This window comes from Providencia sp. PROV032 (assembly GCF_028484875.1).
In the GTDB taxonomy this organism is placed as follows: domain Bacteria; phylum Pseudomonadota; class Gammaproteobacteria; order Enterobacterales; family Enterobacteriaceae; genus Providencia; species Providencia rettgeri_E.
Genome location: NZ_JAMPSX010000001.1, coordinates 26,581 through 47,310 on the forward strand (window position 1 = coordinate 26,581; position 20,730 = coordinate 47,310).

The 20,730-nt window shown below is 40.1% G+C and carries 21 protein-coding genes and 1 pseudogene; 11 read left to right on the top strand and 11 right to left on the bottom strand.

Annotated features, from left to right (window positions below):
- Positions 1–33: 33 nt before the first annotated feature.
- The 6 genes from PSF42_RS00155 (at position 34) to sapF (ending at position 6,342) form a co-directional block, all read left to right on the top strand.
- Positions 34–639 carry a hypothetical protein gene (locus tag PSF42_RS00155; protein ID WP_272679239.1) on the top strand — a complete coding sequence of 202 codons (606 nt, stop codon included), beginning with the start codon at positions 34–36 and terminating at the stop codon, positions 637–639.
- A 379-nt stretch (positions 640–1,018) separates the two neighbouring features.
- Positions 1,019–2,704: an ABC transporter substrate-binding protein SapA gene (gene sapA, locus PSF42_RS00160; RefSeq protein WP_125890990.1), complete on the top strand. Its 1,686-nt coding sequence runs from the start codon at positions 1,019–1,021 to the stop codon at positions 2,702–2,704.
- Positions 2,701–3,666 carry a putrescine export ABC transporter permease SapB gene (sapB, locus tag PSF42_RS00165; protein ID WP_272679240.1) on the top strand — a complete coding sequence of 322 codons (966 nt, stop codon included), beginning with the start codon at positions 2,701–2,703 and terminating at the stop codon, positions 3,664–3,666. The genes sapA and sapB overlap by 4 nt, the downstream gene beginning before the upstream one ends.
- Complete coding sequence (sapC, locus tag PSF42_RS00170; RefSeq protein ID WP_213913246.1) at positions 3,653–4,543, top strand: putrescine export ABC transporter permease SapC; 891 nt, start codon at positions 3,653–3,655, stop codon at positions 4,541–4,543. The genes sapB and sapC overlap by 14 nt, the downstream gene beginning before the upstream one ends.
- Positions 4,543–5,538 carry a putrescine export ABC transporter ATP-binding protein SapD gene (gene sapD / locus PSF42_RS00175; protein ID WP_125890987.1) on the top strand — a complete coding sequence of 332 codons (996 nt, stop codon included), beginning with the start codon at positions 4,543–4,545 and terminating at the stop codon, positions 5,536–5,538. The genes sapC and sapD overlap by 1 nt, the downstream gene beginning before the upstream one ends.
- Complete coding sequence (gene sapF, locus PSF42_RS00180; protein ID WP_004263864.1) at positions 5,539–6,342, top strand: putrescine export ABC transporter ATP-binding protein SapF; 804 nt, start codon at positions 5,539–5,541, stop codon at positions 6,340–6,342.
- A gap of 155 nt (positions 6,343–6,497) precedes the next feature.
- On the opposite strand, the pseudogene PSF42_RS20775 reads toward sapF, so the two are convergent.
- From PSF42_RS20775 to iolE, 3 genes and pseudogenes are all read right to left on the bottom strand, one after another.
- Positions 6,498–6,680 (bottom strand): annotated as a pseudogene (locus tag PSF42_RS20775) (KR domain-containing protein); the annotation flags it as partial.
- Between the two features lie 102 nt (positions 6,681–6,782).
- Entirely contained in the window at positions 6,783–7,952 is a 1,170-nt protein-coding gene (locus tag PSF42_RS00185; protein ID WP_125890986.1) for a Gfo/Idh/MocA family protein, read from the bottom strand.
- A gap of 9 nt (positions 7,953–7,961) precedes the next feature.
- Positions 7,962–8,882 (bottom strand): myo-inosose-2 dehydratase, encoded by a 921-nt coding sequence (gene iolE / locus PSF42_RS00190; RefSeq protein ID WP_125890985.1) that lies wholly within the window; start codon positions 8,880–8,882, stop codon positions 7,962–7,964.
- Positions 8,883–9,002: 120 nt separating this feature from the next.
- Between iolE and PSF42_RS00195 the strand changes: the two genes are divergently transcribed.
- A complete protein-coding gene (locus PSF42_RS00195) occupies positions 9,003–10,028 on the top strand; it encodes a LacI family DNA-binding transcriptional regulator (RefSeq protein ID WP_125890984.1) in 1,026 nt (341 codons plus the stop codon).
- On the opposite strand, the gene PSF42_RS00200 is transcribed toward PSF42_RS00195, so the two are convergent.
- The gene (locus PSF42_RS00200; RefSeq protein ID WP_125890983.1) at positions 10,025–10,891 is read right to left on the bottom strand and encodes a DUF817 domain-containing protein; all 867 of its coding nucleotides are present in this window, start codon (positions 10,889–10,891) and stop codon (positions 10,025–10,027) included. The two genes, PSF42_RS00195 and PSF42_RS00200, sit on opposite strands and share 4 nt — an antisense overlap.
- Before the next feature lie 304 nt (positions 10,892–11,195).
- Here PSF42_RS00200 and gstA point away from each other — a divergent pair, with 304 nt between their 5' ends.
- Complete coding sequence (gstA, locus tag PSF42_RS00205) at positions 11,196–11,801, top strand: glutathione transferase GstA (protein ID WP_125891104.1); 606 nt, start codon at positions 11,196–11,198, stop codon at positions 11,799–11,801.
- Between the two features lie 54 nt (positions 11,802–11,855).
- On the opposite strand, the gene pdxY is transcribed toward gstA, so the two are convergent.
- The 4 genes from pdxY to anmK all read right to left on the bottom strand — a co-directional run bounded on the left by pdxY (position 11,856) and on the right by anmK (position 16,185).
- Complete coding sequence (pdxY, locus tag PSF42_RS00210) at positions 11,856–12,719, bottom strand: pyridoxal kinase PdxY (protein WP_125890982.1); 864 nt, start codon at positions 12,717–12,719, stop codon at positions 11,856–11,858.
- Between the two features lie 234 nt (positions 12,720–12,953).
- Entirely contained in the window at positions 12,954–14,228 is a 1,275-nt protein-coding gene (gene tyrS / locus PSF42_RS00215) for a tyrosine--tRNA ligase (RefSeq protein WP_102139691.1), read from the bottom strand.
- A gap of 161 nt (positions 14,229–14,389) precedes the next feature.
- The gene (gene pdxH / locus PSF42_RS00220) at positions 14,390–15,043 is read right to left on the bottom strand and encodes a pyridoxamine 5'-phosphate oxidase (RefSeq protein ID WP_125890981.1); all 654 of its coding nucleotides are present in this window, start codon (positions 15,041–15,043) and stop codon (positions 14,390–14,392) included.
- A 20-nt stretch (positions 15,044–15,063) separates the two neighbouring features.
- Entirely contained in the window at positions 15,064–16,185 is a 1,122-nt protein-coding gene (anmK, locus tag PSF42_RS00225) for an anhydro-N-acetylmuramic acid kinase (RefSeq protein WP_272679241.1), read from the bottom strand.
- Between the two features lie 532 nt (positions 16,186–16,717).
- On the opposite strand from anmK, the gene PSF42_RS00230 reads away from it, so the two are divergent.
- Positions 16,718–17,185 (top strand): glycine zipper 2TM domain-containing protein, encoded by a 468-nt coding sequence (locus PSF42_RS00230; RefSeq protein WP_036958672.1) that lies wholly within the window; start codon positions 16,718–16,720, stop codon positions 17,183–17,185.
- A 454-nt stretch (positions 17,186–17,639) separates the two neighbouring features.
- On the opposite strand, the gene slyA is transcribed toward PSF42_RS00230, so the two are convergent.
- Together slyA and PSF42_RS00240 are read right to left on the bottom strand one after the other, a co-directional pair.
- A complete protein-coding gene (slyA, locus tag PSF42_RS00235; RefSeq protein ID WP_094961765.1) occupies positions 17,640–18,074 on the bottom strand; it encodes a transcriptional regulator SlyA in 435 nt (144 codons plus the stop codon).
- A 530-nt stretch (positions 18,075–18,604) separates the two neighbouring features.
- Positions 18,605–18,844 (bottom strand): DUF1289 domain-containing protein, encoded by a 240-nt coding sequence (locus PSF42_RS00240; protein WP_125890980.1) that lies wholly within the window; start codon positions 18,842–18,844, stop codon positions 18,605–18,607.
- A gap of 167 nt (positions 18,845–19,011) precedes the next feature.
- Between PSF42_RS00240 and gloA the strand changes: the two genes are divergently transcribed.
- Positions 19,012–19,419: a lactoylglutathione lyase gene (gloA, locus tag PSF42_RS00245; RefSeq protein WP_125890979.1), complete on the top strand. Its 408-nt coding sequence runs from the start codon at positions 19,012–19,014 to the stop codon at positions 19,417–19,419.
- Positions 19,420–19,546: 127 nt separating this feature from the next.
- Positions 19,547–20,191, top strand: coding sequence for a ribonuclease T (gene rnt, locus PSF42_RS00250; RefSeq protein WP_125890978.1), 645 nt, complete (start codon positions 19,547–19,549; stop codon positions 20,189–20,191).
- 99 nt (positions 20,192–20,290) lie between these two features.
- Here rnt and PSF42_RS00255 read toward each other — a convergent pair whose 3' ends face one another.
- On the bottom strand, positions 20,291–20,638 hold the full coding sequence (locus tag PSF42_RS00255) for a Grx4 family monothiol glutaredoxin (RefSeq protein ID WP_102139695.1): 348 nt from the start codon (positions 20,636–20,638) through the stop codon (positions 20,291–20,293).
- Between the last annotated feature and the right edge of the window lie 92 nt (positions 20,639–20,730).

A 20,730-nucleotide genomic window follows, 5' to 3' on the forward strand; every position in this document is an offset into this window, starting at 1 on the left:
TTAATATGATTTTTATTATATGAGGAGCCGATTATGAAGAATATAAATATACTCGCTATCACTTTTTTTCTTCTAGGGTTATCTCCTGCAATCAGCGCGGAATCATTAATGAGAACTTTTTCTTACTGTGACTCGGCTTTTTTCGAAAAAATAAAAGATTACCCTGTTTTAAGAGATGTATCTAATACATTGAAAAATGGACAGTTAAGTGACAGCGAACAAGTTTCTATTAATCTCAATTTTTCACCCACAGGTCTTGTTACTTTTAACCGTTTTTTTATTAGCCATAGTAATTTTGACAAATATGATGACTTCACTTATTTAGGATTACGCGGCCAATACTATTTTTGGGGATTTGAAACCACTCAAAGCCTTGAAGAGGTTGTCCGTTATACTTCATCAAAGATTGCTATTATAAAGGTGGGAAATACTTACATCTATTCACCGATGATCCGCCATAATTTGCAAAGCAAATGGGTGTTTAACGAATACGCAACGCAAGACTACAACTTAGACCCGAATGCTGCTGAAAAAATGCTGGTTATTGAAAAAGATGAGCAAAGAGGCGTTGTTCGTTTCTTGTGTACTCTCCAAGGTAAAGTGACAGATGAAGACCTACACTATGTGGGTTTAGAGTAATAACGAGAAATGAAGTAAAACAGGCCCCCACTATTTTGCATAGAAAATTTCACATAAAAAAAAGCCAGCACCCAAGCTGGCTATTAAATAAAACACTGGAAGCAATGTGAGCAATGTCATGCCTTGTCTACATAAGCACTTGGCTTAAGTGACAAAACGAATGATAATCGTTATCAGTGCCATTTGTAAAGCTTTTTAATGAGATTTTTTCTCATTAAGACATACTTCAATGATTAATATAATAATTTAGGTTAATTATTATATTAACACCTTCCTTTTTAGCTTGATTTTTAATCTTTTTTAGACTGAATTTTGCTTATACCCTGTATCCCCATTTTTACGCTACAATAGGTGAATTCTCGTTAACGATGTCAGTGGTATGCGCCTATTAACTCTTTGGTTTTTATTTATCATTTCGGTATCCGCACAAGCGCTTGATAACCAAGAGCGCTTTACCGATATTGTGGCTAACGAAGTCCCTGCAGACATACGCCAAAAAGGGTTTATTTACTGTGTAAATGGGATCGTGACCACTTTCAATCCGCAGCTAGTCAGTAGCGGGCTGATTGTCGACCCTCTGGGGGCCCAAATTTATGATCGCCTGTTAGATGTTGACCCGTTTACCTATCGTTTGGTTCCAGAACTGGCTGCGAAATGGGAAGTTCTCGATAATGGCGCGACTTATCGTTTATACCTGCGCAAAGATGTTAAATTCCAAAATACCGCTTGGTTTACACCGACGCGTAATATGAATGCCGATGATGTTGTGTTTAGCTTTTCCCGCATGTTTGAGGTAAACCACCCTTATCACTATATTAATGGGGGCCGTTATCCTTATTTCGATAGCTTACAATTTGCCAACAGTGTCCAAAGCATACGTAAAATAAATAACCATACAGTGGAGTTCCGTTTGAATTCACCTGATGCGTCTTTTTTATGGCACTTGGCGACTCACTATGCACCTGTACTTTCATCCGAATATGCCGATTACCTTTCAAGTATAAATCGCCAAGAGCTGATCGATTGGCGGCCAGTTGGTACGGGGCCATTTCACCTAGATGACTACCAAGCCGGGCAATTTGTTAGACTTCTCAGAAACGACAATTACTGGAAAGGGTTACCTCGTATGGAGGAAGTGGTTGTTGATATGGGAGCGGGAGGAACTGGCCGTATTTCGAAATTACTCACAGGGGAGTGTGATGTTTTAGCTTACCCAGCCGCAAGTCAGCTTAAAGTATTACGTGATGACCCGCGCTTGCGGATCGCTATGCGCTCGGGAATGAATATTGCTTATCTCGCATTTAATACGAGTAAGCCCCCGTTAGATAAACTAAAAGTACGCCAAGCCATTGCTTACGCAATTAATAATGAGCGTCTTATGCAATCAATTTACTATGGCACAGCAGAAACAGCCGCATCTATTTTACCCAGAGCATCATGGGCTTATGACAACCAAGCAAAGATCACCGATTATAACCCCGAACTTTCCAAACAAATGCTCAAAGAGATGGGACTAGAAAATCTAAAATTAGATTTATGGGTACCAATTGCCTCACAATCATATAACCCTAGCCCATTAAAAATGGCTGAGCTTATTCAGGCTGACTTAGCGCAAGTGGGTATTGTCATGAATATCCGTTCTGTCGAAGGTCGTTTCCAAGAAAACCAATTAATGGATCGAAACCATGATATGACATTAGCAGGCTGGACGACTGACAGCAATGACCCAGACAGTTTTTTCCGCCCGCTACTAAGTTGTGCGGCAATTGGTTCACAAACCAATTTAAGCCATTGGTGTAATCCCGCTTTTGATGAAATCTTACATAAGGCACTCTTAACGCAACAATTAGCCGCACGTATAGACTACTACCACCAAGCACAGCAAATTTTAGGGGAAGATTTACCCGTCTTACCGCTTGCCTATTCTTTACGTTTACAAGCCTACCGCTATGATATAAAAGGGCTAATGATCAGCGCATTTGGTAATACCTCATTTGCGGGTGTGTATCGGGAAATGGAACAGACTGAAAAAGTTTCTCCGAAAAAACAGAGGCAGCAACCATGATTATCTATTCACTGCGTCGTTTTTTACTTTTATTAGTCACGGTGTTCTTCTTGTCGTTAGTCAGCTTTAGCTTAAGCTATTTTACGCCCAATGCCCCATTGAGTGGCGCCTCACTTATCGATGCCTATATTTTTTATTTTGAAGGCTTACTCCATTTTGATTTCGGTGTTTCAAGTATCAACGGGGAACCCATCAGTGAACAGTTAAGAGATACATTCCCTGCAACAATGGAATTGTGCATTTTAGCATTTATTTTTGCTTTAACGACAGGTATACCACTGGGTATCATTGCTGCTTTTTGGCGTAACAAACCCGCAGATATTGCTATCAGTGTTTTTGCTTTATTAGGATTTTCTGTCCCTGTATTTGTACTCGCCCTAGTCTTAACCCTCTTTTTCTCATTACATCTAGGGTGGCTACCTGTATCTGGCCGAATTGACCTATTATACAATTTGAAAACAGTGACTGGCTTTGCCTTGGTTGATGCATGGCTTTCTGATTCGCTCTATCGTAACGATATGATTATCAATGTACTTGAACACATGGTATTACCTGTTCTTACATTGGCACTGGCACCAACAACAGAGGTTATACGGTTAGTACGCAATAGCACCGAAGAAATCGCCAGTGAAAATTATATCAAAGCGGCCGCTATTCGAGGGCTTTCACGAATTAAAATCATTCGTCGCCATATTTTTCATAATGCTGTCCCCCCAATTATTCCTAAACTTGGGTTACAGTTTTCCACCATGTTGACACTGACGATGGTAACCGAACTCGTTTTTAACTGGCCAGGGCTGGGCCGTTGGTTGGTTACAGCAATCCGCCAAGAAGACTACTCCGCAATTTCTGCTGGCGTGATGCTAATTGGCGCATTAGTGATTACTGTAAATGTGTTGTCTGATATTTTAGGCGCCATGATGGACCCATTAAAACATAAGGATTGGTATGTCCTCAGATAATTTTTATCGTGAACAAAAAATGCCATCCCCAACACGTGTGGTATGGAATATCTTCTCATCAGATGTGGTTTCTATGGTGGGATTTGTTGGTGTGTTAGTTTTATTAATTTTATGCTTTGTTGGCGATTATCTAGCACCTTATGCACTAGATCAACAATTTTTAGGTTACCAATTAACCCCCCCATCGTGGTCACACTATGGCGACGTTGCTTTCTTCTTTGGGACAGATGACCTTGGGCGCGATATTCTGAGTCGGCTATTGATTGGCACTAAATCAACATTTGGTGCGGCTATTCTAGTCACATTGGTAGCGACATTGATAGGGTTAGTTCTCGGCTGCTTAGCAGGGATGACTCGTGGATTAAAATCTGCAATTTTTAACCATATACTCGATACACTACTTTCAATTCCATCCTTATTACTGGCGATTATTGTCGTCGCATTTATGGGCGCTAGCCTACAAAATGCGATGCTCGCCATTTGCCTTGCATTAATTCCACGGATGGTAAGAACCATTTACGTCGCTGTCCATGATGAGTTAGATAAAGAGTACATTGTTGCCGCACGCCTTGATGGCGCTTCAAACATTTTTATTTTATGGTATACCGTACTGCCAAACATCACTCCTATTCTGGTAACTGAACTAACTCGCGCGCTTTCAATCGCTATTTTAGATATTGCTGCTTTAGGTTTTCTTGATTTAGGTGCACAGCTTCCATCTTCTGAATGGGGGGCCATGTTAGGCGACACTTTAGAGCTTATCTACGTCGCTCCTTGGACAGTTATTTTACCCGGTGTTGCTATCATGATAAGCGTGCTTTTCGTTAACCTTTTAGGTGATGGGCTACATCGTGCCATCAACGCGGGAGTTGAATAATGCCGCTACTAGACATCCGCAATTTAACTATCGAATTTATGACGGCAAATGGCCCTGTCAAAGCAGTCGACCGCGTATCCATGACATTATCTGAAGGGGAAATCCGAGGTTTAGTTGGCGAATCAGGCTCTGGGAAAAGCCTGATTGCAAAAGCGATTTGTGGCGTAACTAAAGATAACATTCGAGTAAAGGCAGACCGCTTTCGATTTCAAGATATTGACTTACTGAAACTCAGTCCACGTAAACGTCGCCGGTTAATCGGTCATAATATCTCGATGATATTTCAAGAACCCCAATCTTGCCTCGATCCTGCCGCTGATATAGGTAAACAGCTTATCCAATCAATCCCAGGTTGGACTTATAAAGGCCGCTGGTGGCAGCGTTTTAATTGGCGTAAACGCCGTGCTATAGAGCTATTACACCGAGTGGGTATTAAAGATCATAAAGATATTATGCGCAGTTATCCTTATGAGCTCACCGATGGCGAATGCCAGAAAGTCATGATAGCGATTGCGATCGCTAACCAACCGCGTTTATTGATCGCTGACGAACCGACCAATGCGATGGAGTCTACCACTCAGGCTCAAATTTTCCGTTTATTGGATAAACTAAACCAAAACAATAACATGGGAATTTTGCTCATTAGCCATGATATGGAAATGATGTCAAAACTGGTTGATCGCATCAACGTACTCTATTGTGGCCAAACGGTTGAGAGTGCAACACCTGAAGATATTCTGCAACGGCCACGCCACCCTTATACCCAAGCGTTAATTCGCTCAATCCCTGATTTTGAAAGCCCTCTTCCCCATAAAGGGCGGCTAAATACGTTACCTGGTGCAATTCCTTCTCTTGAACATTTACCCATTGGTTGCCGCCTTGGCCCTCGTTGCCCTTACGCACAACGCACTTGCATCAACGCGCCACAATTGCGCAATATTAAAGGCCACCTCGTTGCTTGCCACTATCCGCTAAACACCGAGGAGCAACCCTAAATGGAAACCTTACTTGAAGTCCGTAATCTCACAAAAACTTTCCGCTTTCGTGAAGGGTTATTTCATCGGCACGAATTGCAAGCCGTCAAACCCGTTAGCTTTAACTTACAGGCAGGCCAAACATTAGCCATTATTGGTGCCAATGGCTCAGGGAAATCAACGCTTGCGCGGATGTTATCAGGGGTTGTAGAACCCACCAGCGGTGATATTTTTATTCGCGGACAACGGCTTAACTTTGGCGATTATAGCTACCGTTGCCAGCGCATTCGTATGATTTTCCAAGATCCGAGTACGTCCCTAAACCCAAGGCAACGTATTGGTCAAACACTTGAACTCCCTTTAAAATTAAACACTGACTTAACGGGTATAGAACGAGAAAGGCGCATTATCCAAACGCTTCGCCAAGTCGGGTTACTTGCCGACCATGCTGAATACTATCCGCATATGTTAGCATCAGGGCAAAAACAACGTATTGCACTGGCAAGAGCACTTATCCTACAACCCGAGATTATTATTGCGGATGAAGCATTGGCTTCGTTAGACATGTCTATGCGCTCGCAAATCATCAATTTAATGTTAGATTTACAAGCAAAACAAGATATTGCATTTATCTATGTTACCCAGCACTTAGGGATGATGAAGCACGTCAGTGATAAAATGCTTGTTATGGATAAAGGCGAAGTCGTTGAGCGTGGTAATACCGCAGAGGTTTTAGCCGCCCCTCTCCACGACGTTACCCGCCGGTTAATTGAGAGCCACTTTGGTGAACCTTTATCTATCGATGCATGGCGGCAAGACTTGTAATTCGTCACTGGCATTAGTTATATTCAGAAGATAAAGAGGAACAGTATACTAATCTGCCCTCTTTATTTTTTATCTGGTAATAAACTTATTCAGGATAAGCTCCCGCGATATTTTGATCGTAATCCACTAAACTCCCCGTCATCCCCCCCGCGTCATCACTTAACATATATATCGACTAATGCCAGACATTCATCAGCACACTGTAAGTCAATTGAGATAAACAAAGTTTCACAGTCCAAAGCATGTAACTCTTCCACCGCCTTCTCACCCTTTTGCGCGTCGCGACCAGCGAGAATGATACGCCGACAACCCTCATGAACTAACTGTTTAGCAATGGAAAACCCTACACCTTATGCCCTACCGGTTATCAACGCCACGCTTTCATTATGTCTATATGATAATACAGACATATCATTCTCCTTATCCTATCAACATGATGATTATTTAATCGAAACCACCCCCCCACGGTTCGATGAGTGGATCATCGCATCAATGATTTTTTGATTTTCATAGCCAAAGGTAAAATCAGGGAAACAAGGCTGATTACTCACCAATCCTTTAATTAAGTCATAAATTTCAATAACTTTAATGTCAAAATAGCCTAATCCCCCCCCCGCAAAGTCAAAACCAAAGAACCCAGCGAACGAATCAACCTGTGAACCTGCATAAATAGTTTTGAAACCACGATCATGATTAGAGTCACTATAACGGGCAATTTTTAGCTCATTAAATCGTTCACCATCCATAATAATGGTGCCTTCAGTTCCAGATACCTCCCAAGCAATACCAAATACTTTACCCGCAGAGATACGAGATGATTCAATCACTCCCGCCGCTTGATTCGTAAAACGGACTAATGCTTGAAACTGGTCATCATTTTCAACCCGTTTTTTCACTGACTGGCTGCTAGCGGTGGCACCATAACCTGAGCCTTGCCCGGCTTCTGGCCGCTCGCTAATAAATGTTTGCTCCTGCCCTATTACACTCGCGACAGGCCCCATCAAATATTGGGCAACACTTACCACGTGAGAGCCTAAATCACCTAATGAACCAGAACCTGCCAACTCTCGTGAACAACGCCAGCTCCAAGGCAAATTGGGATCATTGAAAAAACCTTGGTCAAACCAACCACGAAATCGGGTCAGCTCACCAATCTCACCGCGTTCAATCATTTGTTTTGCTAATTGCGCGGCTGGTGTTTTGATATTGTTGAAGGCCATGATCGTCTTCACATTTGCCTTACGTGCTTCTTCTACTAAAATATGTGCTTCTTCAAGGCTAACAGTGAGTGGTTTTTCGCAGTACACATGTTTACCTGCATGAATAGCAGCTAGAGCCATATCAAAGTGCATGTTATTTGGCGTTGTAATGTCAACAATATCAATCTCTGGATGGTGCACCATTTCACGCCAATCTGCGGTCCAATGAGCAAATCCAAAACGTTTTGCGGCTTGTTCTGCTATCGATGCTGTTGCGTCAGCCAAAGTATGTAGTACAGGTTTTAAGGGTAAGTCTGCATATAACAAGCCTGCACGGCGCCATGCATCTGCATGTGCTTGCCCCATAAACCCTGAACCAATTAACCCTACATTGAGTGTTTTCGTCGCCATAATCATTCCTTAATTTCGAGTTAAAATGTGTTGAGTCACGTATTGATAAGCACGCGCTACCGTTTCATAAGGCGGTGCCATTTGTGGGTTTTGTTCTGCTTCAACTACAATCCAGCCTTGGTAACCGGATCCGTGTAAAAATGTCGCTAAAGGCTGGTAGTCAATACAACCATCTCCCGGGATAGTAAACATGCCTCTACGCACACCATCATTGAAACCTTGTTGGTCAGTTTGTACTTTCTGTAAGACTTCCTTGCGCACATCTTTCAAGTGGATATGGCAAATCCGAGAAGCAAACTCATTGATAAGATATTGATAATTAAAACCGGCAGCGGCAGCATGACCCGTATCTAACAATAAGCCGACCTCTTCGCCACATTGGCTAATAATGCTGTGGATCTCATCAAAACTTTCGGCGACCATCATTAAATGGTGGTGATAAGCAAGGTATAAGCCATAGCGTTGATACAGTTGCTGGGAAAATGAAGTGAGTTTCTGCGCATAGCTTTTACGCTGTTCAACAGGTAACAGACGTCTATTAGAAAATGGAATATCGAGAGCATTATCTGCCATCCAGCCACACTCACCATAAACCATGACCTGACAACCACACGCCTGTAACAGCTTTGCGTGTGCCTCCACGGCATTCAATTCATCTTCAACGCTCCTTTCAGTCAAAAAGCCATCGAACCAACCAGAAATTAAACTGAGTTGATATCTCTGCAATAGTTGCGTTAACTGAGCAGGTCCACGCGGAAAAATTCGGCTCATTTCAACTCCCTGATAACCTGCCTGCCTCGCTTGTGACAAACATTGTTCTGCAGATACTCCCATGCCAAACTCAGGTAAAACCTCATTAACCCACGATAATGGGCTTACCCCTATCTGTAGCTGAGCTTGACCTGTCGCGTAAAATTGTTTGTGATTCATCACCCATTCCTCCCCATCAATGATTGCTTAATAAGTTAATTGATGGTGTTTTGTTAATCGAATGGATAATTGAAGGTTTTCCTTCAAATTTTGAAGTTTTCACATCAACAGGAGAGATAGATGAGTAGGAAAACAACTTTACAACAGGTCGCGGAGGCAGCTGGTGTAAGTTTAAGTACTGTTGACCGTGTATTAAACCAACGCGGTGGCGTTAATCCCAAAAAACAAGCAAAAGTATTAGAATGGGCACATCGACTCAATATTGACCGAACGTTGTTTCGTAGCTACATGCCGATTTTACGTGTTGCGGTGCTAATGCAATCGCCTAAAAACCCTTTTTATAAAGGTTTACGCGATGCTTTTACCGATGCCAGCACTCAGCTACCTGAAAGGCGAATACATTTTTTCTTGCATTATTTAGATGTCAACGATACGGCTAAAACCGTTGAACAGGTGATGCAAATTCCCAAGTCTTATGATGCGCTCGTGGTTATTAGTCCACAATATGACGCGCTTGTTCATGTCTTACGTAAAATTGCCAATTTGATCCCTATTTTAACGCTAGCAACAGATATACCAAATTGTGGACGAATAGCCTATATTGGTCCTGATAACCGCCAAATGGGACGCACCGCAGGGGAGTTAATGGGGCGCTTCATGGGTTCACAAGGGGGTGACGTTGTGATTGTGTTAGGCCTAAATGAGTTTATTGGCCAAGGCGAACGAGAGATTGGTTTTCGCAACGTATTACGTGAACGTTTCCCTCAATGCTCCGTAACTCGCTGCTTAGAAAGCGAAGAGAACAGTATTAAGGCGGGTGAAATGGTACGCGATGTGCTACGAAAAGAACCCTCTATTCGAGGGATTTATAATGTCACATCTGGAAATTCACAAATTGCCAGTGCATTACAAATTATGGGATTACATAATGCAGTGACATTGATCACTCATGAGTTATCAGATAGACGCATACAAATGTTACGTGAAGGCGTCATCGACGCTATTTTAGATCAAAACCCTCAACTGGAAGTACGCCGCGTAATGGATATCCTAAGTGATCATTTTAAACGCGACAAAATACAAATACCTATCGATGGCTTTACCCGTTTTGATATTTATATTCGAGAAAACTGCCCCCAATATTAACGTGCTATCGTCACATTGGCTTTAATATGTTTAAGATGTACAACAATTGTAAAGGTAACAATCACTAACAGTGACCAGGCCCCCCACTTACCTGCATGTACCATTGACCAAGCACCAATTTGGTTTGGATATTGCCAAACACCAAAAAATGTCCCAAAATTTTCAGCCAGCCAAATAAAAAAACCAATTAACATAAATGCGAGCAATAATGGCATTTTTCGTTCTTTATCAAGCGGAGTATAAAAAACCATACTACGGGCATACAATCCCATAATAAACGCCGCTAAATACCAGCGATAATCATCAATATAATGGTGGCTAAAAAAATTAATATAAATAGCTAGAGCGACTACTGTTGCCATCCAGTAAGGTGGGTAGTGTTCAATTCTTACTTTAAAAAACCGCCAAGACTGAATGATATAACTCCCTACAGCCGCATACATAAAGCCAGTAAATAAAGGAACTCCCCAAAGCTTCGTGTAGGCTTCATCCGGGTATTGCCATGAACCAATCGTTGCTGATGTTTTAAACAGTTCCATCATAAAACCGACTAAATGAAAAACACAAATCGCTTTTAATTCATCCCAAGTTTCTAGTTTTGACCAAACCAACAATCCTTGAAAAATAACCGCAAAAATTAGTAGCACATCATAGCGAGGTATGCCAATTAGCCCTTTAGCAGGTACCAAGAATAGCGCTAAAAAGAAAAATCCAGCGAATAAACAGGAACGAGCATTAATTAAACCGAAAAACCAAAACTCTAATAGAAAACGTTTAATCCCATGGCTCTTATTTGGCTGATGAGCCATTAAAATTTGGTCTAGTTTTCCTAAAAAATTCAATTTCTGACACACACTGGTCATTTATTTGCTCACCTGTTACTTATTATTCGGTTTGTTGTCGTTCATAAGACAAGGCGAAGAGTTTAGCAAAATAGTCTGACCCTACATAAGGTAACTATCTTAGATTTATGTATTTTTATCATTTATAGTTTTAAACACTAGCTGTACACTGCTATTCATATTAACGATACTTTCCGTCCGATTTAGGGTTTTATTTTTTAACTCGCACCTGATGGCAATTCGTTAACACAAAGTAATGATATACTTAAGTGATATGTGTTTATGTGCCATATGAATGCCAACCCAACAATTTAGGAGTTTTATGATGAAATTATATTACGCTCCCGGTGCTTGTTCACTTTCTCCCCACATCATTCTGCGTGAAACTGGCTTAGATTTCAGCATTGAACGAGTGAATATAAAAGAGAAAAAAACCGAGAAAGGTGAAGACTTTTTAGCAATAAACCCGAAAGGACAAGTACCCACTTTAGTGCTGGATAATGGTGAACAACTCACAGAAGGTGCAATTATTGTTCAATATATTGCAGACCAAAAACCGGATCGTAACCTCATTGCGCTTCCAGGTTCGATGAAACGTTATCACCAGTTAGAAGCTTTGAATTTTATTTCGACAGAACTCCATAAAACTTTCTCACCCTTATTCACACCAGGAACACCGGAAGAGTATAAAGATACTGTACGCAAAGTGTTGTTTAATAAGTTTGAGTATGTCGATAGCGTGCTTGCTAAACATGCTTTCTTTGCTGGCGATACTTTTAGTGTCGCAGATGCCTACTTATTCACGGTTAGTAATTGGGCAAAACACGTTGGGCTTGATTTGACTAGCCTGACTCACCTGCAAGATTACATTGCTAAGATCGCTAAACGCCCTAATGTTCAAGATGCCTTAAAAGCGGAAGGTTTAATCTAATCTACAAAATAGCGCTCTTCTAATAGAGCGCTATTTTCAATCATACAAATTAATTTAATCTAATTGTGTTGCACAGAAATTATGTTCAGGATTAACCATTTTGTCTTGAGCAGCGACGAGCTGTAACTCATACTTACCCATTTCTTTGGTTTTTATCATCACTTCATATACCGCGGCTGCAACGTGCTCTAATCCCTTATCTAAAGGCTCACCTTTCAATAAGTTAACCAACATCAAACCACTGGTCAAATCACCAACACCGACAGGTTGTTTCTCACCAAAATCAACGAGAGGACGGCTAACATGCCAGCTGTGTTCTGCTGTTACGAGGATCATTTCAAAACGATCAGCACGATACCCTGCACGACTTAAATGCTTAACAAGAACGATTTTAGGACCTTTATGGCACAATTCGCGAGCAGCTTGAACTGCTTCTTCAACATTTTTTATTGTTCTGTTCGTTAATGTTTCTAACTCTAGTAAATTTGGTGCTATGGCGTCGCTTGCAGCCAGTGCACGTTCACACAAGAACTCAGCAACACCGGGTGCCACAATACAACCTTTCTCAGGATGCCCCATAACTGGGTCACAAAAATAGATAGCTTGCGGATTAGCTGCTTTCACTTGTTTTACGATCGCAAGGATATCATCTCCTTGCTCAGCTGAGCCGATATAACCACTTAATACAGCATCACAAATCTCTAATTTATGGATTTTAGCTAAACCATCAACGATATCAGTTAAATGCTGGGCCGAAAAAACACTTCCAGTCCATTGTGGATACTGTGTGTGATTCGAAAATTGTACGGTATTGAGTGGCCACACATCTACGCCCATTCGGCACATAGGAAATGCGGCAGCACTGTTTCCTGCATGGCCGAAAACAACATGGGATTGAATTGATAATACGCTTTTCATTGAGAACCCAAAGAATTGTTATGTCGAATGAAGAGAAATCAGTGATTACCCGTTGCTAATATGGATATACTCTAAATAATTCGAATTACATGTAAGTAACATGGCAAGATGACCCGACGAGCGTAGATCCGTATGTAATGCGGAGAACTCAGCGCAATCAACACCTATGCAATTTGAAATAGGACGAGTATAGCCCGGAAAATTCCGGGCTGATATTACAAAGGTTAGTCAGAGCTATTTCCAATTAATTAAGCAGTCGTTTTTCTTACCACGACGGATCAATGTATAGCGACCAAACAAACGGTCTGCATCAGAAAATACATACATTGGCTCTGTTTGTTTTTGGCCATTAATAGATACCGCATTAGAGCTAATAGCCGTTCTTGCTTGCCCACGAGAAGGAACCAACTCTGAATCAACTAAGGCTTGCTGTAAATCAGCGCCTGCTTCTAATGTAATGCAAGGCATACCATCTTGAGCTAATTGCTCAAAATCAGCTTCAGTTAAATCAGATACTGCACCAGAGAATAAGCTTTCTGTGATACGCTTCGCTGCTGCTAACCCTTCTTCGCCATGTACCAATTTAGTGACTAATTCTGCTAATACATATTGAGCTCGAGGCGCTTTACCACTATTTTTATCTTCTTCTTCCAATGCATTAATTTCATCTATTTCCATAAATGTGAAGAATTTTAAGAAGCGATAAACGTCAGCATCTGCCGTGTTGATCCAGAACTGGTAGAATTTATATTGGCTGGTTTTTTTGGAGTCTAACCAAACTGCACCACCTTCTGTTTTACCAAATTTAGTGCCGTCTGCTTTAGTAATTAGAGGAACGGTCATACCAAATACTTGGTTTTGGTGTAGGCGACGAGTTAAATCAATACCCGAAGTGATGTTACCCCATTGGTCAGAACCACCAATTTGCAGTTCTACGCCCATCTCTTTGTTCATATTTGCGAAGTCATAACCTTGTAAAAGATTATAGGCAAACTCAGTAAAAGAGATACCAACGTCATCACGATTTAAACGTTGCTTAACAGACTCACGGTTAATCATTTGGTTAACAGAAAAGTGCTTACCAATATCACGTAAGAAAGTCAGTACATCCATTTTGCCAAACCAATCATAGTTGTTAGCAAGGCGTGCACTGTTATCACCACAATCAAAACTTAAAAACGGTGAAACTTGGTTACGGATTTTTCCTACCCACTCTTGAACGGTTTCTGCGGTATTTAATTTACGTTCAGTAGCTTTAAAGCTCGGATCGCCAATAAGGCCCGTTGCGCCACCTACCAACGCCACAGGCTTGTGCCCGGCTAGTTGGAATCGTTTTAAACACAGCAAAGGAACCAGATGTCCCAAATGCAAGCTGTCTGCGGTAGGATCGAAGCCACAATAGAGAGAGATAGGGCCTTGCGCCAGTCTCTCTGCTAACGCATCCTCATCCGTTACCTGGGCAACGAGGCCCCGCTCTTGCAATTGTTTAATCAGGTTATTGCTAGACATCAATGACTCCATCAGTTGTATTTTGTCTATCTATTTTAGTTTGAATGACCAGTGAGTTTGAGATGTTTATCAAAAGCTCACCAGTGTAATTTGTCAATTTTCTTAAATGAAGCTATAGCATAAAGCGCATATCAATTAAGTGCCAGCTAAAAAACATGATCCTAAGGGGCTAATCTATCAATTTTCCAGCTATCACCTTCTCGTTGGTATAAAAAACGGTCGTGCAAACGGTGTGCGCCACCTTGCCAAAATTCAACACTATCAAATACCACTCGATATCCCCCCCAAAAACTCGGCAATGGGACATCTCCATTTTTAAACTTTTGTTTTAACTCTAAAAATTTTCCTTCTAAAATACCACGTGCTGATATTTTAGAAGATTGCGCTGATGCCCATGCTGCAATCTGGCTGTCTTTCGGCCTACTATGAAAATATTTAACAACCTCAATGGGGTTCAAACGCTCAGCAACCCCTGTGAAATTAACTTGGCGCTCTAATGGATACCATGGAAAATGCAGGCTTATTTTATTATTCTTCTCTAGATGCTTCGCTTTTCGACTACCTAAATTGGTATAAAATACAAGGCCTTTATCATCAAAATGTTTTAATAATACGATGCGTTGGTAAGGCTGCCCAGTTTCATCTACAGTAGCAACACACATGGCTGTCGGATCACTCAATCGAGCTTCGCATGCCTGCTTCATCCATAGTTCAAAAAGTGCCAGTGGGTTTGCTGTTAAGTCATTACGTCTCAACCCGCCTTTAGTGTATTCGCGACGTACCGATGCAAGATCTATTTCATCTAGCTCGTTCATTTTTATATCCTTTACCACAGTTATTTTTTATCGGTATTTTTAGGGTATATTGCCCCAAGCACAGTTTCTTTACTTGCACCAGTAACGGATGCCAAATTTCCTGGAAGACCTGATATCGTTCGTGCTGCTAGCCATGCAAATGCCAAGGCCTCCATATCATCCCCACTGAGACCAAACTTATCACTTGGTGCCACTTCAATTCCCGGAAGCAAAGCGGCCATTCGTTGCATTAAAAAAGTATTCTTTGCTCCACCACCACAAACTATTAAGCGCTCACACCCACCACATAGTAATACTTGCTCTGCGATAGAGGCCGCTGTCAATTCGCATAGTGTTGCTTGAACATCATTCGCTGAAATTGATGGAAAATGAACTAAATACTGTTCTAACCATTGCGTGTTAAAGTATTCACGTCCCGTACTTTTCGGCGACGAACGTCTGAAATATGGGTCGCTTAGCATGGCTTTTAGTAACCCATGGTCAACTTGACCACGACTAGCCCACTCACCACCTTCATCGAAGGCTTTTTGTTGAATACGCCAGCTCCAGGTATCCATTAACATATTCCCCGGTCCTGTGTCATAGCCTTTAACGTAGGCCCCAGGTAATAAAGCTGTCACATTAGCAATTCCACCAATATTCAGTACAATTCGTTTTTCTGTAGAATGCCCTAAAACAGCTAAGTGAAATGCAGGAACTAAAGGTGCTCCCTGCCCACCATAAGCCATATCTCTTCGGCGAAAGTCCCCTACCGTTGTGATCCCTGTTAAAGCTGCGATACGGTTGTTATCACCTAACTGCATAGTAAAAGGCTGCTCGCCATCAGGCTCGTGCCAAACAGTTTGGCCGTGACAACCAATCGCAATGATGTCCTCGGCAGTTAGTCCTGTTTGAATCAGAAGTTGGTTTATCGCATCTGCATATAAAGAACCTAGCTCTCTATCAATTTTACCAATCTCTGATAGCGTTGTTGCCTGCCCTTGGCATATATCTAAAATTCGTTTTTTTAACTCGATGGGAAATGCAACACTCAAACTGGATTGCTCTGCGACAAATTTGTCACTGATTGCGGCAAGAACGACATCAACACCATCTAGGCTAGTTCCTGACATAACTCCTATGTAACGACCTGATTTCATCATTATTCTTGTTCCTTCAGAGTGCACATTAACTTTACAATATTCAGCTACAAAAGATTGTGCTTTGATGACAAATTTTGTCAACAATTCGATGCAATTTCTCGGCGCGCTTCGCAGGAATAATAAATAAGTGCTTTAAAACTAAAAATTGCTAGACAAGCCAAATAAAAAAGTCGTTTTGTAATATCTGAAATTTTCATTTTCAATATTATGGTACATAATATATCGATCAGCTCAGCATTACTGTTCCGCGCTTCAGTTAAAGTTTAAAACATTATCCTGTTTGGCAACTTGTGCGAAATGATGCTCATAAGCTGACTACCCTATGTGAATATTTAACAAAGAGTGCCTTATTGAATGAAATAATCACGAATTTGAGATATTTTACCTAGTGTTTACGCTCTATTTAAATCAGAATCGGTAATCTAACCATCGCTTTTAATACCATTATTTTGATACTTTGTTGTGTTTATGGTGAAAACAAATATACGATGCTATGTTAGTGCCACAGACAGCAAATCTCATAGGAGTTCTTATGCTTAAGAAAGTTTTTGTAGGTGTTGTAGCAGTTGCAGCCTTATCAGGCTGTGTCAATACCAGTACGCTTTCTGGTGATACTATTTCTGCCAAGGATGCGAAACAGGTACAGACTGTGACTTATGGTACTGTTCTGAATGCTCGCCCTGTGACTATTCAAGCTGGTGAAGACGGTAACGTAATTGGCGCAATTGGTGGAGCTGTACTTGGTGGGTTATTAGGTAACACCATCGGTGGTGGTACAGGTAACACATTAGCAACAGCTGCAGGTGCTATTGCTGGTGGTTTAGCTGGTCAGGAAGCTCAAGGCGCATTAAATAGAAGCCAAGGTGTTCAATTAGAGATCCGCCTCGATAGCGGTAAAAACATTGTTGTTGTTCAAAAACAAGACCCTAGCACCTTCCGTAATGGCCAACGTGTTATGATTGCAAATAGCGGAAATACAGTGACTGTGTCTCCTCGGTAATCTTACGATACTAAATTAGGTATACTCACCGACATTAGCCAGTGAGTATGCCTTAAAAATAATATTGCTGAATAATATAGTTACTTTATGTTATATAATTATATTTTATATTCATCATGTATCGCTTTTAGGTAATACAGTTTCTTGCTTACAAATAACCCCCTTGCTTTCGAGCCTAAAAGCTACTTCCCCCCCCTTTTTTATAAATTTTTTATTATTAATTAATACGCACTAATAAATTATCCAGCTAACAATTAGAAAACCGTAGGTAAATATAATTAACAGCTTTAATTATATTTAAAGGCAATGAATTATAAAAAGTCATAACTGGGTGTAATTATTATTCCCATTGCCTATTTCTATTTCACCATCATACAAATCACATAGGCCGATTACTTAATTGTTAGTTTAATGATTAGCACACTATTTATTAGTTAGGTATATTATTTTCACATCATGAATCATTTTGTAATCTTAAAATGTTTTTTTCAAGTTTCATAAGTAACTGTGATAATTGATAAAGTTCATCTTTACTAATATTGTTTAATATCTCTATACGCGTATTGTTTATGACTTGATCTACCGTTTTAATAAAGGGCTCAGATTCTTCCGTTAACTTTATCCTTTTAGCTCTCCTATCATTTGTACAAGTATGCCTAGAAATAAGTTTTTTTTCCTCTAATTGGTCTAGAGTCCTTACTAATGAAGGCTGTTCAATACCAATCGCTTTCGCTAACTGTATTTGAGATTGTTCAGGCGGTAGTTGACTTATATTATGTAATGTCACCCAATGTGTTTGTGTTAGTTTAAGAGGCTTCAAACGATAGTCGATTAATGCTCTCCACATGCGAACAACACGTGATAACTCTGTCCCAATTTGTGATTCCAATTTACCCTCCTTTATATAATTATAATGTCAAAAAAATATACCATCTTCATATTATTTTTGGATTATATATTAATTTCCCTTTATATTTACAACTTTTTATTTATATATTAGCTATTAAATACCTATATCTAGTTACAATAGCTGATTTATTATGCGATATAACTCTAATTAATATGTCGTTGATTCCTACATTTCTTCAACCTGAGTTTAACAAGATAATCTATCAATTATCTTATTAATAAGAATAGCCGCACTCTCCTTTTTGATCTATCTATTTTAGCTCTTATAGTAGTCGTGAATAACAATAAAAAAAACAATGCTTCATAAGCCTTTAAAAAACAAACAAATATAGTTAATCTTAAAATCATGTTAATTACAGTCATTTTAATTTAACCTATACTAATTTTTAATAAATAAAATTTCATTGAAATATAAACTAAGAAATAAATAGCATGCTAATAATTTATTGAGGATTAATTTATATTGAAAATAAAACATTTGATTTTTTGTCATTATTTTCAAACAGAAAACTAGAAAAGTTGTTGTTGTGTATCGATGGTATTTTCTTGAGCTATTTTTTTATTTAATATTCTTAAATGGCGTTGACGACATAAACGAAGTACATTTCGTTTTTCACTATCCGAAAACTTTAACCAATTAAAGCGCTCATCACGAGTGCGATAGCAACCTCGACAATAGCCTTGTTCATTACTTTGACATATACCACGGCAAGGGCTGGGGATCTCAAAAAATTCAAGTTGTTCAGCCATAACTTTCCCCTTAAAAAGAAAAAATCACCATAAATGTATGATATACTCCTAGAAATGAGTATTACCATTATTTGTTCAAAAAACAAACTGTAATCATTGTATTTATTAATTTAAGCACGTTATATTAATAGATAAATCGATTCAGGCTGATTCCAAGAGGTTTAAAAATGCGCTTACTCCATACTATGTTACGTGTTACTGATATGCAGCGTTCTATTGACTTTTACACAAAAGTGTTAGGTATGCGCTTATTAAGAACCAGTGAAAATACAGAGTATAAATACTCTCTCGCATTTGTTGGTTACAGCGATGAAAGTGAAGGCGCTGTGATAGAGCTAACCTATAACTGGGGGGTTGACCAATACGATATGGGTAACGCATATGGTCATATCGCCCTAGGTGTCGATGATGTTGCAAAAACCTGCGATGCTATCCGCAGTGCAGGTGGTAACGTAACACGTGAAGCAGGCCCAGTTAAGGGCGGAACAACTATAATTGCATTTGTCGAAGACCCAGATGGCTATAAAATTGAGCTGATCGAAAACAAAAGCGCAAGTAAAGGCTTAGGCCATTAATTAGCTATATAATCTAAAAGTTTAGGTGCCTATTCTAACACCTAAACTTTTATCACCCTTTACCTGCAAATTTTTACTGGTTTTGGCATAATGTCATCCAACCAGAAAACTAAAACTGAAAGTCCTAATGTCTGAAAAAAACAATCCAAATGCCCTAGTGAACCGATTCAGGGGATACTATCCTGTCGTTATTGATGTTGAAACAGGTGGGTTTAATGCAAAAACTGACGGCCTGTTAGAAATTGCAGCCATCACCTTAAAAATGGATAAAGACGGCTGGCTCTCCATGGATGAAACATTACATTTTCATGTAGAACCTTTTGAAGGCGCAAATCTTGAGCCATCCGCTCTTGCCTTTACTGGAATTGATCCAACTAACCCTCTACGCGGTGCTGTTAGCGAATATGAGGCTCTTCATGCAATATTTAAAGTCATCCGCAAAGGCATGAAAAATACTGATTGTAATCGCGCAATTATTGTTGCTCATAACGCAAATTTTGATCACAGTTTTGTCATGAATGCCGCCGAACGAGCAGGTTTAAAACGTAACCCGTTCCATCCATTTGCAACCTTTGATACCGCGGCATTAAGTGGCTTAGCATTTGGTCAAACAATTTTAGCAAAAGCATGTGTTTCTGCAGGTATCCCATTTGATGGCAAACAAGCACATGGCGCCCTGTATGATACGAATCGCACAGCTCTGCTATTTTGCGAAATTGTTAATAAATGGAAGAAATTGGGTGGCTGGCCAATTATTGAAGATTCTCAATAACTTTTTATCAATAGCAATAATATAAAAAACCGTATTTAGTAGAAAGTCATCAATGCTTTTACCAAATACGGTTTTTTAGTCTTTTATTTATTGTTTAAATCAGTCTGCGCTAGCTTCATCTGCTGAACGGTATTTATCAGCCGTTTCTTTAATTAGAGATTGCAGCTCACCACGCTGGAACATTTCCATGATAATATCGCAACCACCGACTAGCTCACCATCAACCCACAGTTGAGGGAAAGTTGGCCAATTTGCATATTTTGGCAGTTCCGCACGAATATCTGGGTTTTGCAAGATATCAACATAGGCAAAACGTTCACCACAAGAAGACAGAGCTTGTACTGCCTGAGCAGAAAAACCACAGCTCGGAAGTTTAGGAGAGCCTTTCATATATAATAAAATTGGGTTTTCTTTAATTTGGCGCTCAATTCTTTCAATAGTTGTCATTTTTAACTTCCTTAAAACAAAGATGCAGGTTTTGCAGTCAGCCGGTAACTGAGAGTCTACCTCAACTTAACAGAACACATTGACTGATATAA